This is a genomic window from Bacteroidia bacterium, from assembly GCA_037045145.1.
GTDB lineage: Bacteria > Bacteroidota > Bacteroidia > AKYH767-A > OLB10 > OLB10.
In genome coordinates this window covers 1011370-1025325 of sequence record JBAOIA010000012.1, presented here as the reverse complement: position 1 = coordinate 1025325, position 13956 = coordinate 1011370, and the positions used below count along the sequence as shown (strand labels likewise).

At 38.4% G+C, this 13956-nt stretch carries 11 protein-coding genes; 3 read left to right on the top strand and 8 right to left on the bottom strand.

The genetic code is table 11. The features are described 5' to 3' along the window. Together V9G42_13730 and V9G42_13725 are read right to left on the bottom strand one after the other, a co-directional pair. Window positions 1–222: a DUF2795 domain-containing protein gene (locus tag V9G42_13730; GenBank protein MEI2760485.1), complete on the bottom strand. Its 222-nt coding sequence runs from the start codon at window positions 220–222 to the stop codon at window positions 1–3. 113 nt (window positions 223–335) lie between these two features. After that, window positions 336–887 (bottom strand): cob(I)yrinic acid a,c-diamide adenosyltransferase, encoded by a 552-nt coding sequence (locus V9G42_13725; GenBank protein MEI2760484.1) that lies wholly within the window; start codon window positions 885–887, stop codon window positions 336–338. Window positions 888–1109: 222 nt separating this feature from the next. Here V9G42_13725 and V9G42_13720 point away from each other — a divergent pair, with 222 nt between their 5' ends. Further along, the gene (locus V9G42_13720; protein MEI2760483.1) at window positions 1110–2690 is read left to right on the top strand and encodes a S41 family peptidase; all 1581 of its coding nucleotides are present in this window, start codon (window positions 1110–1112) and stop codon (window positions 2688–2690) included. 20 nt (window positions 2691–2710) lie between these two features. Here the strand turns inward: V9G42_13720 and V9G42_13715 are convergent, their stop codons facing one another. The 6 genes from V9G42_13715 to V9G42_13690 all read right to left on the bottom strand — a co-directional run bounded on the left by V9G42_13715 (window position 2711) and on the right by V9G42_13690 (window position 13253). Further along, window positions 2711–3130, bottom strand: a complete 420-nt coding sequence (locus tag V9G42_13715; protein MEI2760482.1) for an ATP-binding protein — start codon at window positions 3128–3130, stop codon at window positions 2711–2713. 5 nt (window positions 3131–3135) lie between these two features. Further along, window positions 3136–6474 carry a hypothetical protein gene (locus V9G42_13710; protein ID MEI2760481.1) on the bottom strand — a complete coding sequence of 1113 codons (3339 nt, stop codon included), beginning with the start codon at window positions 6472–6474 and terminating at the stop codon, window positions 3136–3138. A 170-nt stretch (window positions 6475–6644) separates the two neighbouring features. Continuing rightward, window positions 6645–7982, bottom strand: a complete 1338-nt coding sequence (accC, locus tag V9G42_13705) for an acetyl-CoA carboxylase biotin carboxylase subunit (GenBank protein ID MEI2760480.1) — start codon at window positions 7980–7982, stop codon at window positions 6645–6647. Window positions 7983–8057: 75 nt separating this feature from the next. Further along, complete coding sequence (accB, locus tag V9G42_13700) at window positions 8058–8543, bottom strand: acetyl-CoA carboxylase biotin carboxyl carrier protein (GenBank protein MEI2760479.1); 486 nt, start codon at window positions 8541–8543, stop codon at window positions 8058–8060. A gap of 185 nt (window positions 8544–8728) precedes the next feature. Continuing rightward, a complete protein-coding gene (locus V9G42_13695) occupies window positions 8729–10993 on the bottom strand; it encodes a T9SS type A sorting domain-containing protein (GenBank protein MEI2760478.1) in 2265 nt (754 codons plus the stop codon). Next, window positions 10965–13253, bottom strand: a complete 2289-nt coding sequence (locus tag V9G42_13690; protein MEI2760477.1) for a hypothetical protein — start codon at window positions 13251–13253, stop codon at window positions 10965–10967. Before V9G42_13690 ends, V9G42_13695 begins: the two co-directional genes overlap by 29 nt. Here V9G42_13690 and V9G42_13685 point away from each other — a divergent pair. Both V9G42_13685 and V9G42_13680 read left to right on the top strand, forming a co-directional pair. After that, window positions 13252–13560 (top strand): hypothetical protein, encoded by a 309-nt coding sequence (locus V9G42_13685; protein ID MEI2760476.1) that lies wholly within the window; start codon window positions 13252–13254, stop codon window positions 13558–13560. The genes V9G42_13690 and V9G42_13685 overlap by 2 nt on opposite strands. Further along, window positions 13544–13831, top strand: coding sequence for a hypothetical protein (locus V9G42_13680; GenBank protein ID MEI2760475.1), 288 nt, complete (start codon window positions 13544–13546; stop codon window positions 13829–13831). Before V9G42_13685 ends, V9G42_13680 begins: the two co-directional genes overlap by 17 nt. Window positions 13832–13956 lie beyond the last annotated feature (125 nt).

The following is a 13956-nucleotide window of genomic DNA, read 5'->3' as shown; positions in this document are numbered from 1 at the left end:
TTAATACTCATCTTCGTTGAAAAAAAAGTCGTCTTTAGTTGGATAATCAGGCCAAATTTCTTCAATACTTTCATACGATTCACCTTCGTCTTCCAATTCCTGAAGGTTTTCAACCACTTCTACAGGTGCTCCAGAGCGGATAGCGTAATCAATCAATTCGTCTTTAGTAGCAGGCCAGGGGGCGTCTTCAAGATGCGAGGCTAATTCCAGTGTCCAATACATTACAATATTCTTATTTAAAAATTAAACTAATTGTGCCTTAATTTTTAAGGGCTGCAAAAATATGTAAATTAAATTGGAAAAAACAAGTGTTTTTTTGAATAGTTATAAAGATTCTAAACTCTTGGCCGCCAGGGAGTTTCTGTAATATTCCGGACAAAGCATGCATGGCGTGCCAACATAAAAAGATAGTCAGAGAGCCTGTTTAGGTAGATTAATACCATTGGCTCTACCCACTCCGACTCGCTGAGGCCCGTAGCCAGTCGCTCGGCTCTGCGGCAAACACAGCGTGCCACATGGCAGTGGCTGTTTAACAGATTGCCTCCCGGCAAAACAAATGATTTTAAAGGGGGCAATGCTGCAACCATTATGTCAATTTCCTTCTCTAATAGTGTAATATCTTCTGTATTCAGATCTGGTATTTTCATTTTTGACTTTTCAGGGTCAGCAGCCAATGAAGAGCCTATAGTAAATAACCTGTCTTGAATTTCTGCTAATATTTCTCTACACCTGTCTTTCTCTTCGGCAAAGTCCTTTAGTAGCCCTATTGTAGAATTTAACTCATCCACAGTGCCATAGGCATCAATACGCAGATGGTGTTTGCTAACTCTTGTTCCTCCAATGAGTGATGTTTTGCCGCTATCACCGGTTTTAGTATAAATTTTCATTGATTAATCAGATAAATAACAATTTTGTACAACAAACCTATTAACATTTTGTTACTGAAAAGAAATGACGGTAGTTAAAATGTTAACAGTTTTGGCTGTTTTCTTTGATTGTTAGATTAAAGTTTGTTAAACTATCTTTCAGCATGTTGCTTATCATAACCGACATGCATTAATTTTGGTATGTTTACTTTCTGTAAATAAAGATTTATAAAGTTCAATATAATGTTTAAAAAAGTAGGATTAGTATTATTACTGTTAGCGTATTGCCGAAGTACATCAGCACAAAACATCGAAATTCAAAAGTTAGGCGCATTGCTTCAAATGATAGATTACTATTATGTGGACACCGTTAACAAAACAAAACTTGTTGACGATGGTATCAGAGCTATTTTAAAAGATTGCGATCCACACTCACAATACATTCCGGCAAATGAGTTAAAAGAAATGAACGAACCATTGGTAGGAAAGTTTGAAGGTGTAGGAATCCAATTCAACATACTTGATGACACTATTATGGTAACACAAACAATAGCAGGAGGGCCTTCAGAAAAATTAGGTATTCGTCCCGGTGACCGAATTGTAAATATTGACGGGAAAAAAGTTGCAGGAGTAAAAATCACCAATAAAGATGTTATCAGCAAACTCAGAGGCGACAAAGGCACTAAAGTAAAAGTTGATATGTACAGACGTGGTGAATCAGAACTTTTAACTTTTGATATCACACGCGATAAAATTCCATTGTTTAGTGTTGATGCATCCTATAAAATTGAACCCGATATCGGATACATTAAAATAAGCCGTTTTGCAGATAATACCGTAGAAGAATTTAAGGAGGCACTTGCAAAGTTAAAATCACAAGGAGTAAAAAGTCTGATACTTGATTTAACAAGCAATGGTGGCGGATATCTGAATCGTGCACATCAGTTGGCCGATGAATTTCTGAGTAATGGAAAACGCATTGTATATACAGAAGGCCGCTCACAGTCCAGAGAAGATTATTTTGCTACTTCAGCAGGTGGATGGGAAAAAGGAAAACTTGTTGTAATGATAAATGAGTATTCTGCATCAGCAAGCGAAATTGTTTCAGGTGCCGTACAAGACTGGGACAGAGGATTGATTGTTGGACGCAGATCGTTTGGAAAAGGATTGGTACAAAAGCCCTATTCACTGCCCGATGGTAGTGCTGTAAGACTTACTGTAGCAAGATATTATACACCGTCAGGACGTTGTATTCAAAAGTCTTATCAGGAAGGCGATGAAGAATACAGTGACGACATCAGCAACCGTTTTAAACATGGTGAACTCTATCATGCCGACAGTATTAAATTCAATGACTCTCTAAAGTACACTACCAATGCCAAACGTGTGGTATATGGTGGAGGAGGTATAATGCCAGATGTATTTGTGCCTTTAGATACCATGTTCAGTTCTAAATATTATTCTGATTTAATTCGTAAGGCAGCATTAAGTGAGTTTGCACTAACATACGCTGACAATAACCGAAGTAAATTAAAGTCGGCTTACACAACAGTAGAAAATTTTAAAAAGAGTTTTAATGTTGACGATAAAATGATGAATGATTTTATCGCTTATGCAGAAAAGAAAGAGGTGAAAAAAGACGAAGAAGGGTTAAAGCGTTCAGGAGCCATGATTAAAGCGCAGATAAAAGCACTCATTGCCCGCGATATTTTTAATTTCGGTGCCTACTTCTACATCATAAACGATAGTGACGATACTTTTAACAAAGCAGTAGAATCCATTAAGGATAATACCTTTAGTAAAATGAAAATTGCGATAAATTAAAGTAAAAGTATTTAAGACTTTTACGCTACATGCCCTGTTTTGAAAAACAGTTCAACAGACGAACCGTTGTTTGAAAAAATTATCTGATCGGCTAAATGTTTCATTAAAAAGACACCACGCCCTGTTGGTTTTTCAAGATTTTCAGGTGCAGTAGGATCCGGAAGATTATAATAGTCAAAGCCTTTTCCCTGATCGGTAATGGCAAAAGAGATAGTATCGTTTTCTACTTCGTAGCTGATTTTAACTTTCAGGTTTGGGTTGTATTTATTTCCATGCTGTATGGCATTGTTAACAGCCTCTGTTACGGCTACTAAAATGTTGCCATAAGCATCTTCATGAATGTTGTGTTCGCCTTTAAGATCGTCAACCAAACGCTCTATAATATGTATGCTTTCGGGTTTAGATTCTATCTGAATTGTCTGGATGTTTTTTGTTGTCATCTGTCTTAAAATTGAAGTCCTTGAAAATAGTTGTTTACCAAATTTTTGTAAAATGTATTGAGGCCCGGAGGCATTGTATTTAAAAGTTCTGTTTGTTTTTCTTTTAGTTTTTTATACTCTTCAAAAGCGGCAGGGTTACGTAAAAATTGCTCTTTTGCTTGCTCTGCCTTACGTGTCTGATCTTGCTCCCTTTCGCGCTGTGCATTTTCCGCTTCAAGCAGTCGGGTAAGTATTTCCTGCTGCCTTTTTAGTGTTTCTTGCGTTATTTTTTTGTTCACAATATCTCTTTCATTTTGCTCCATCTGATTGGCTAAATTACCGAGGTTGCCCATCGAGTTTTTACCATCTTTATTTTCCTGCTGGTTCAGCTGGTTTAATTCATTTCTGATTGCTTCCTGTTGTGCGGCCATTCTCGCTAATTCTTCGCTCATACCTTTGTCGCCCTTACCCCCGTTTTTTTGCATTCCTTCTAACTTTCCTTTCATTTTTTTCATTTGCTCAGAAAGCTGCTGTTGCATCATTTTTAATTTTTCTGCAGATGGTCCTGGTTTGCCTTTGCCCGGTTTCTTACATGAGCCATTGCCTTGTTTCTGCTGTTGCTGCTGCATTTGCATTTGTTGTAATGCTTCACTGAGCAGTAGTGCCAGATTGTTGGCTGATGTCATTATGTATTGTTGCGAGCTGCGAGCCACAGGAACCTGCCTGTCCTGCAAAAATGCAATAGATTTTTGAATATTTGACTGAATGTTGGAAATTTCGGTATTTACCGTTTGCTGAATCTGTATTACCCGCTTGCTTAGGGCAAATAACGAATCTTCTATAATCTTTAGGTCGTCTTGTAGTTTTTTCTGTCTTTGACCCATTTTTACATACTGCGGATTGTTGACATCTGTAGTCTTTAAAGACTGCATCAGGGCTTCCTGTTCAAAAGAAAAGCGAAGCAGGTTTTCTAATAAATACCTGAGTGAAGCCATATCCTCTTCCGACTGTTCCATTTCGCTTTGAGCCATCTGATTTTTCATCTTTTGCGACATGTTCTGCATCTTTTCCGAAGCATTTTTTTGCGATTTACCGGCATTTGATTTTTTGTTTTCATTCAATTGCTGTTCGCTGTTTTGCTGCTCCTGTTCAATGTCTTTTTGCTCCTGTTCTGTATTAGCCAACTCCTGCGGGAACTCCAACTCCTGGTTTTTCTTTTCTAATGCAGCAATATCTTTTTTGATGTCTTCAAACTGTTTGTTCAGATCCTTTTGTTGCTCTTTTAATTTTTCAACATCGGAATTTTTATCCATACTCTGCTCCGATAGTTTTTTCTGATCTTCTGCCAGCTTATCTAAATTTTCTAAAGTGGTTTTTAGCTTTTGCTCTACTTCTAATTGCTTAAACAGTTCCAACGTACGATCCATTTGTTTTTCAAGATCCTTATTGTTAAGCTTCATTTTATCCAATGCCTCTTGCACGCTTTGTTTGTCAAGTTGCGAAAGCATTTGCTCCAATTGCTTCATCAACTCTTTTAACTCAGGATTCTGTAAACGGTCAAACAATTCCTGTATTTGCTGCTGCTTTTCGGCTAACTGACTTTCATTGTTTTTGAACTCGTTCTGCTTAGCAAGATTTTGTTGTTGTTCAGTCTTAATCTTGTCTAACTTTTCGTCTAATTCTTTTTGTTGCTTTAGCAAATCTTCAATACGCTTGCGGTCTTCAAAGTCTGTCTTTTTCTTTTCGGTAAGCTTTCGTGCAGCATCTGTAATTTGTTTTTGAATTTTAGAAGCTTGTTTAAGGCTTTCCTGTAAGTCCTTTTTAATTTCATCATTACTTTTCTCTGTATTCTCTGCCAGTTCACGAAGTGTAGGAGCTTTAAAAATTAAAGATTGTGATTTAGCAGACTTAGGGCCATTGACACCATCATTGTCCCAAACTTCAAAATAATATTCAACTTCATCACCAGGTTCTACACCATGCAATGCACCATCCCAAAAATGATAAAAATCTGACTGAATATTATTCTTGTTGATTGTAAGAATTTCTGTGTTTAGTTTATCGCTATGTGCTGTAGAATCGTTTTTAAATTTAATAAAACGATAATGAAAAGCCAATTTTGAAAAACCATAATCATCTTTTACGGTTCCTTTAAAAAATATTCTTTGTAATGAGGATGAATCATTTTGTTGTTCTACTTGTATGGTTGGATACTGATCGGGAATAACGTTTATGGAATATTTTAATGTGTCTTTGTTGGTTATAAAATTATTGGCAGTGGCAATGGAATAATTAGCGTCTGTTAAGGTTCTTTTGCTGATGGTGAATAGATTGTTGTCGGATACTAATGGTGTGAGGCTGTCATTAAACCAAAATTTGAAAACAGACGTGTTAACGGTGTTAAATGTCCACTTTACAATTGTTCCTGAAGGTATTAATAGGTCACCGGTATTATTTAACGTTTCGTTTTTCTTTTGAAGATAAGGAGGGTAGTTTAATTCAATTTTAAAAGCAGAAATTAAGGGATTGGGGACAGACTTCAATTCATATTTTTCAGAATAAAAGCCATCAGCCATCAATTGAAAGGATGTATTTTTTATGATACGATGAAAGGTAAATGTAAAATGTTGTTTGTCTTCTTTATCGGCTTTAATCTGTCTTCCTTCGTATGTTACATACACTTGATCTGGAAGCTCTTGCCCATTTATTTTAAAGTTAAGTGTAAAGTCATTTTGTTCTATGACATTAAAATCTTTGTTTAGAAGAATAAACTCAAAAGGTGCAGGTTTTTTATAGGTCACATTATAATTGACCAGTCTGCTTGTACTTTCTTTAATAACATTTGGCGCTGCAAACAGCAGGATAATTAATGTGCCAGCCGGAATTAAAGCTAATGGCAAATATTTTCTATTCTTTTTTAAATCAATAGCACCGGTAAATGGTATGGGTTTCAGGCTTTGAATTTTCTGATCTATGCCGGCTTGAACCAATTCTTTGTTGCTGTTTTCGCTCAGCTCATTAAGTTGAAGTGTATTGAGTAGTTTATCTTTTATTTCAGCAAAGTGGTTTCCGATAATTGTTGCGGCTTGCTCATAAGAAAGTGTTTTGCCTAATTTCCATGTTTTGAAAAGTGGAATAATTATTAATTTGCTTATGACGGCAATAACTGTAAGCACATAAATATAAAAAAGTACAGTTCGGAGTGAAGAGCCCATCCAAGCAAAGTATTCTGCCAATGAAATGAAAAGAAAAAAACCTATAGTTATACCTGTGGCATAAATACTCCCTTTAATTACCTGATTGCGGTAATATTTACGTATAAACTCATCGAGTTTTTCAATCAGTAAACTGTAATTTCCTGTCATGTCCCTCTGTTCAACATATAACGCTGAAGAATGGTTTCAGGTTATGTGTGCCTTTAATTTTAATAAACATTTTACAGCCTAAAAGTAGTAAAAATGAATAGGCCGAATGCCATGCATTTACGAATATTGCATGAAGAGGCAAATAAGTAGATATTAAAAGAGAGTAAGATTTAAAGCAGTTTAAACGACTCCAGAAATTTAGTTGTGTAATTTCCTTTTCTGAAGTCTTCATTTTTCATCAACTGAATGTGAAATGGTATTGTTGTTTTTACACCTTCTATCACATATTCACTTAATGCGCGTTCCATAGTATTTATTGCTTCTTCTCTTGTTTGTGCAATGGTGATGAGTTTAGCAATCATGCTATCGTAGTTGGAAGGAATGGTGTAGCCTGCATAAACATGAGAGTCAACACGCACACCGTGTCCGCCAGGCACGTGGAGGTTGGTTATTCTACCTGGTGAAGGTCTGAAGTTATTGTAAGGGTCTTCGGCATTGATACGACATTCAATGGCATGCATTGTAGGGTAGTAATTTTTACCTGAAATGGGCTCGCCCGAGGCTATTTTTATTTGCTCTTTGATAAGGTCGTAGTTAATTACTTCTTCTGTTACAGGATGTTCAACCTGAATACGGGTATTCATTTCCATGAAATAGAAATTGCGGTGTTTATCCACTAAAAATTCCACAGTACCAACACCTTCATATTTGACTGCTAATGCAGCTTTAATTGCAGCTTCACCCATTTTTTCACGTAATTCTTTTGTCATGAAAGGCGAGGGTGTTTCCTCAACAAGTTTTTGATGTCTTCTTTGTACAGAACAATCACGCTCAGAGAGGTGACATGCTTTTCCATATTGATCGCCTGCAATCTGTATTTCTATATGACGCGGTTCCTCAATGTATTTCTCAAGATACATGCCATCATTTCCAAAGGCTGCACCAGCTTCCTGACGTGCACTATTCCATGCTGCTTCAAACTCTTCGTCTTTCCATACTATCCGCATTCCTCTTCCACCACCACCGGCAGTAGCTTTCAGAATGACAGGATATTTTATTTCAGCAGCAATTTTTAAACCTTCTTCTACACTGGTAAGCAACCCTTCTGAGCCGGGTATAGTTGGTACACCTGCCTTTTTCATGGTGTCTTTTGCATTGCTTTTATCACCCATACCATCTATCTGTTCAGGGGTAGCACCTATGAATTTTATTTTATTCTTGGCACAAATAGCACTGAACTTTGAATTCTCTGACAAAAATCCATATCCCGGATGGATGGCATCAGAATTGGTAATTTCTGCTGCTGCAATAATATTAGGAATATTAAGATATGAATCTTTGCTGGGCGGTGGACCTATACAAACGGCTTCATCGGCAAAACGAACATGCAGACTTTCACGGTCGGCAGTAGAATAAACGGCCACCGTTCTTATATCCATTTCTTTGCAGGTGCGGATGATGCGTAATGCAATTTCACCTCTGTTTGCAATTAATATTTTTTTAAACATAATTAGTTCGGTAATGATGAAATTAAAAAAGTCACAAAGTGCTTAATGATTCTAAGAAAATGCTAATTGAATTAATCAGGATGGGTCAATTAAAAATAATGGTTGATCGTATTCTATAGGAGAAGAATGCTCTACCAGAACTTTTACAATTTTACCTTTAATGTCACTTTCTATTTCATTAAACAGTTTCATTGCTTCAATAATACAAATAACCTGTCCTTCTTTTACTTCATCACCAACATTTACAAAATTTGGTTTGTCCGGTGATGGAGTTCTATAAAAAGTACCAATCATTGGTGACTTTATAGTTTTGTATTTTGAATCATCTCCTTCAGGTTTCGCTGCTGGAGCCGCTGCAGTTGCTGGAGCCGCAACTATTTGTTGGGGTTGAGCTGGTGCCGGCATTTGCATGACAGGCTGTACGGCAGGAGCTACATGCACAATTTGTTCTTTAGTTGGGTTTTTAATAGTAATTTTAAAATCCTTTTGTTCAAGGTGCACTTCACTCACTCCGGCTTTGGCAACAAAGCGAATAAGTTCTTCAATTTCTTTTTTGTTCATATACTGTCGTTTTTTACAAGTCCTTTCATGATAATGAATCAATTATAGCAAAACAGCTTTAAGTGGTCACTTCAAAAGACAGCATCAAAAGTAGAAACTTTTTACAAATATGATGAAATGGGCAAAAAAGAAAAAAGGGCAGCCTTTTGGCTACCCTCGCTTTATTTGGTTTCAGCGTTGCCGGTTTACTCTATAACCAGCTTATTTCTTTGACCATTGAGTTCAATCATATATACTCCTTTCGCAAATTGAGCTAAGTTAATCTGAACGGATTGACTGCCACTTAAGCTTTGGAAATTCTGAGCCATAACAGTACGACCACTCAAATCAATAACCTTAATTGTTTTTTGCATACCTTCTTTATCTGACCAGAATTCAATATTTACTATATCAGACGCAGGATTTGGATACATGTTGAAACCAGTTGTAGTTAACTCTTCTGATTCGCGACAATTGGTTGTTGCATTAAAAGTTTTAGTGGCAGAACCACAGCCATTACTGGCAGTAAGTGCAATCACTCCATTACCGGTACCCCAATCAAGTGTAAGGTTGTTTGAATTACCACCACCAGCAACATACGTTGCAACAGGTGCAGATGGATAGCTCCAGTTCAAAGTATAAGAACCTGTTGTGTTGCTGACATCTGCCGTAAGTTCAATTCCCTGAGTGTTTGCACACCAACTGGAAGGTAAAGCAGAAATTTCTGTTGGTGGATTTGGTGCTCCTTTTACAGCTACGCAACGTGGCGAACTTGCGCCACAGGTATTGCTTGCAACAACACAAACTTGTCCGGTTGTTAATGTCGAAAATTGAATGTTTACAGAGTTGTTTCCTTGTCCGATTACATTGGCACCTGCCGGTGCTGTCCAATTGTAACTGGTACCTGATTGTATTGGTGCACTATAAGCAACGGATTGATTACAAATTCCGTTTGTGATTCCAGTAATTGTTGGAGGAACCATTGGTAATCCCGGAGCAACAGTTTTACATTTTAATGGAGATGTTACTCCACATATACTTGTAACACTTACACAAACATCTCCAACACTATTGTATCCATTGCCAAAGGCAACATTTATAGCGTTATTGTTTGATGATCCGGAGGCACCATTTGGTAATGTCCAGTTATATACTGCAGCACCCGGTAATGCAGTTACTGAATAAGTCTGATTTGTGTTCGGACATGCAGTGAAATTACCTGATAGATTATTTGGTAAACCGGCAGATTTACTAAGACTGATACATTTTACCGGGGTGGTATAGCAGGTTGTTTGAGCAGCCACACAAACGGTTCCGCTATTCCATGTTGGGCCAAAGTCTATAGTTACATTGGTGCCATTTCCTGAAACAGCAGCATCACCTGTAATACTCCATTGGTATTGAGATGCGCCATCAATGGGGGTAATATTATAGGCTACATTATTCGTGTTTTCACATACCGTACCGGGGCCAATAATTGTTTTAGGTACAGAGATTACACCACGTGTCTGTTGTATTTTACGAATGGTACTTCCACAGGCATTTGCTGCTTGTACACCTACTTTATAGAAAGAAGTAATAGGGTTTCCAAAAGTTACCTGTACATTAGGAGTATTCGTAATGAAGGGTGATACATTAAGTGGGTTTCCATTGAAATAGCTTCCTAATGGAGCATCCCAAACATATTGTGTTGTATTACCTACTGCATTAATTGAAAGGTTTGCTGTGGTTCCGGCACAGATATTTTGCGGCATTCCAGTCATAGGAACGGTAACCGCTGCTGATGGAACACCAACAGTAATTGCTAATGATAAATCAGCACAAGGTGTTGCACCGCAAACATCTTCTGCACGTACATAATAAGCTGTACTGGATGATGGATTTACTGTAATTGACGGCCCTGTACCAACGGGTGTCAAACCGCAGCTTGTTTTATACCATTTCCAGTCAGCAGTAGAACCTAATGTGCCGCCTACTGCAGAAAGTGTTGTTGAACCACCAATACAAAGTTCATTTCCGTTTTGAGAAGAAACAGACATTGCTGCAGTTGATGGCGTATTTACTAAAACAATATTCTGTTGTTCGGCATTGGTTATACACATGTGAGCATCTTGAACCAATACATCATAGTTACCGGCAGTAAGATTTAGATTAGCATTGTTGTTTACAAAAGTGTTTCCATTATCATAACTGTACATGTAGGGTGTTGTTCCACCAATTGCATTCATAGTAATACTACCAAATGTTGATGGACATTGTTGATCAGTATATGTTTTTGTAAATTGCAGCAAGTCAGGTTCAGTAATTGTTGTTGTTACTGTATTCTGACAAGCATTGGCATCACTAACATACACTGTATAAGTACCGGTTGGAAGATTATCAAATATTCCATCCACATTAAAGTTTATAAAGTCAATTGTATAGGCATAAGGACCGGTACCATTAGCTTGTGTTTGTTGTAATAGATCCATTGCTTTCGCCAAAACAATTAACATTAATTTGTGACGATACACTTATTGTTGGATTTGGATTGACATCAACCTGAACAGAAGTTGTTGCAGTACACAAATATTGATTGGTTACAACCACAGTGTAGATGCCATTATAAGCAGCAGTTGCACCAAATATATTTGGGTTTTGCTGAGAGCTGAAAGGTAAGTTGTTGGGGTCATACCACTGGTAAGTGTTACCACTACCTTGACCACCGGCTAAGTTGTCAGCAACAAAGTTAATATCATTACCATCACAGATAGGAGCATTGCTGCTTGCCATCGCCATAGGCCCCGGTATTGCATTAACACTTACTGTTGTGTTTGCTGTACAACCATTTGCTGTTGCGGCAAGATTATAAGTTGTAGTTCCGGTTATGGTTGCAGTTGGATTTTCATCTGTTGAATTAAATCCGTTTGGTGTAGATGTCCAGGTATAAGTGATTCCAGAATTAGTTACAATAGTTACTGTCCAAGAAACTAATGTTCCTAGATCACCACCTGCTCTGTCAGACATGTTTAGTACCCAGTTGCCTCCGGCATTCATTGGGAATGTCATTCCACTCCAATTTGTATTTATTGTACCATTTGTATTTGAAGGAGCATAAGTTCCGGTAGGAATCGTTGTTGGACCAGAGTTTGATTCAGGGAGAACAGTACCTGCACTTACATTAAACTCATAATATCCGCTTAAATTTTGACTGTTACCATTACTTGAAGCAGGCACACCCGGACGGTCAAATACTGTAATAACTCCTGAAGGTGAAGTAACTTTTGCAATAACATCACCTACCCATGTATGGTTAACATTTATTCCTATAGTCAGCTGGGTAGCAGAAGCAATAGTTTGTGCAGGAATTGTAATAGTTGAATTTACTCCGCTTACATTATTATCCGGTATGCTTACGTTTGGTGAAGCAGAATAAGAAACAGGTAATCCCTGATTGGCATTTAATGTTACAGATGAACCTTCACATACAGTTGCATTTGAAACCGTAGGAGTACCTGTTGGTGCCTGATCGACTGCAACAGTTGTAGAAGATGTTGAAGAACATCCACCTAGAGTTACAGTTACAGTATAAGTACCACTCATCGCTAAAGTTGCATTGCTTCGTGTCGGGTTTTGTGAGGAACTTGTATATCCTGCAGGCCCACTCCAAGCATAAGTTGCACCTGAGGGACTTGCAGAAAGATTAAGTGTTGTTGCAGTACATAGCGGGGAATTGCTTGAAGCAGATGCAACCGGAGGATTGATTACACTAACAGTTACATTTGATGTATTAGTACAGCCGGCAGAACTGGTAACAACAACAATATAGTTACCATCATTAACTGCTTGAGCATTTGAAATTGAAGGGTTACGAATTGTACTCGTGAAACCATCAGGACCGCTCCATACATAGCTGGCACCAGATACTGATGGAGTTGATAAGTTAATTGAGAGTCCGGCACAAACAGGCGAATTGCTGCTGGCATTTGCATTAGGCAAAGCATTTACCACAACATTGGTGGTTGCAGTTGCAGAACATCCGGCTATTGGATCTGTAGCAGTTACAGTATATGTACCGGCATTGGCAACAGCAGCACCGGCTACGGTTGGGTCTTGTAAGGTGCTACTGAATCCTGAAGGACCCGACCATTGAAATGTAACACCTGTTGCTACAGCATGAAGTTGTATAGTTTGACCTTCACATACTGCACCATCATTACTTGCAGTTACTGAAGGCGCAGCATTAACGGTAATAGCTACAGTATTGTTGGTTGTGATTGAAGATGAGCATAAACCTCCGGGAGCACCCGAACTTAAATTGGTAACAGTAATTACCGATGAACCACTTGAAGTTAAACCTGTGGCAGTAAAAATTCCACTACCGGCAGTAGTTACTGTCATTGTACTTGTTAAACCAGTTGCAGAAGGTAAACTGCGGTTATAGGTTACAGTATATAATCCAACAGGTAAATCTGTAACTGACCCTGTTAAACTAATATCAGAAGTACCGGGTGTAGGACAAATGGGAGTAACCGCAGAAATTGCAGTAATATTATAAGCAGGACAAATCCATGAAACAATTACCTGACCTCTGTATCCATCACCACCTGTACGGCTTCCCCATTGGCTACTACTGTTTCTGCCACCGGCACCACCACCTGACAACGCAGATGCATCAGCACCATCTCCATTACTTGATCTTCCGTTAGCACCATTTCCGCCTCCACCGGCTCCACCGGTACCACCAGTCATGCCAGAAGCATTACCACCATTTCCGGTAGTACCTGCTCCACCACCACCGCCACCGGAATTGCCTCCGGATGCAGCTGCACCATTTCCACCATTGCGTGTTCCAAATGAACCGGTACCTGCTGCGCCATTAGCTGGTGAATTACTTCCATGTTTACCACCATTACCACCGCTTACAGTTACAAGACCTCCAAAGGATGAGGCACCACCATTGTTTCCATCGGCACCATTAACCCCTGTACCTCCTGCACCAACTGTGATGGTTACTGTACTGCCGGGAATTACAGTAACAGATGTGTTTTTTAAATAGGCACCACCACCACCGCCACCACCGGCACGATTTGGAGGGTAAAAAGCCTGATGCTACACCACCACCGGCACCACCACCGCCCCAGGCTTCAACCTGTACAGTAGTGACTCCTGCGGGAACAGTAAATGTTCCTGATGATGTGAATGTTTGTGTTTGTGCAATTGCTCCTTTAAAAAAGAACATAGCGATAAAAACGAATACCACTTTTAATGCACTAAATAGTTTTTGCGGGATAATTTGTTTTTCCATTTTTAGTGATTTATGTTATTAATTAAAATTTAACCCAAGCAAGTTAAGATTGCCCGGTCCATAAAGAGATGGCTATTTGGTAAAAGAAGGATTTTATTGGGTGAAAATTCAAAAAATGGATATTGGCTTTCGTAATTGATACTAAAA

Bases quoted from the DNA above. Each gene is read 5' to 3' on its own strand.
- accB (MEI2760479.1), bottom strand. From the start codon at position 8,543: ATGAACAAAAAAGAAATTGAAGAACTTATTCGCTTTGTTGCCAAAGCC.
- V9G42_13680 (MEI2760475.1), top strand. From the start codon at position 13,544: ATGTGTTTTTTAAATAGGCACCACCACCACCGCCACCACCGGCACGAT.
- V9G42_13685 (MEI2760476.1), top strand. From the start codon at position 13,252: ATGCCAGAAGCATTACCACCATTTCCGGTAGTACCTGCTCCACCACCA.
- V9G42_13695 (MEI2760478.1), bottom strand. From the start codon at position 10,993: ATGGATCTATTACAACAAACACAAGCTAATGGTACCGGTCCTTATGCC.
- V9G42_13690 (MEI2760477.1), bottom strand. From the start codon at position 13,253: ATGACTGGTGGTACCGGTGGAGCCGGTGGAGGCGGAAATGGTGCTAAC.
- V9G42_13730 (MEI2760485.1), bottom strand. From the start codon at position 222: ATGTATTGGACACTGGAATTAGCCTCGCATCTTGAAGACGCCCCCTGG.
- V9G42_13725 (MEI2760484.1), bottom strand. From the start codon at position 887: ATGAAAATTTATACTAAAACCGGTGATAGCGGCAAAACATCACTCATT.
- accC (MEI2760480.1), bottom strand. From the start codon at position 7,982: ATGTTTAAAAAAATATTAATTGCAAACAGAGGTGAAATTGCATTACGC.
- V9G42_13710 (MEI2760481.1), bottom strand. From the start codon at position 6,474: ATGACAGGAAATTACAGTTTACTGATTGAAAAACTCGATGAGTTTATA.
- V9G42_13715 (MEI2760482.1), bottom strand. From the start codon at position 3,130: ATGACAACAAAAAACATCCAGACAATTCAGATAGAATCTAAACCCGAA.
- V9G42_13720 (MEI2760483.1), top strand. From the start codon at position 1,110: ATGTTTAAAAAAGTAGGATTAGTATTATTACTGTTAGCGTATTGCCGA.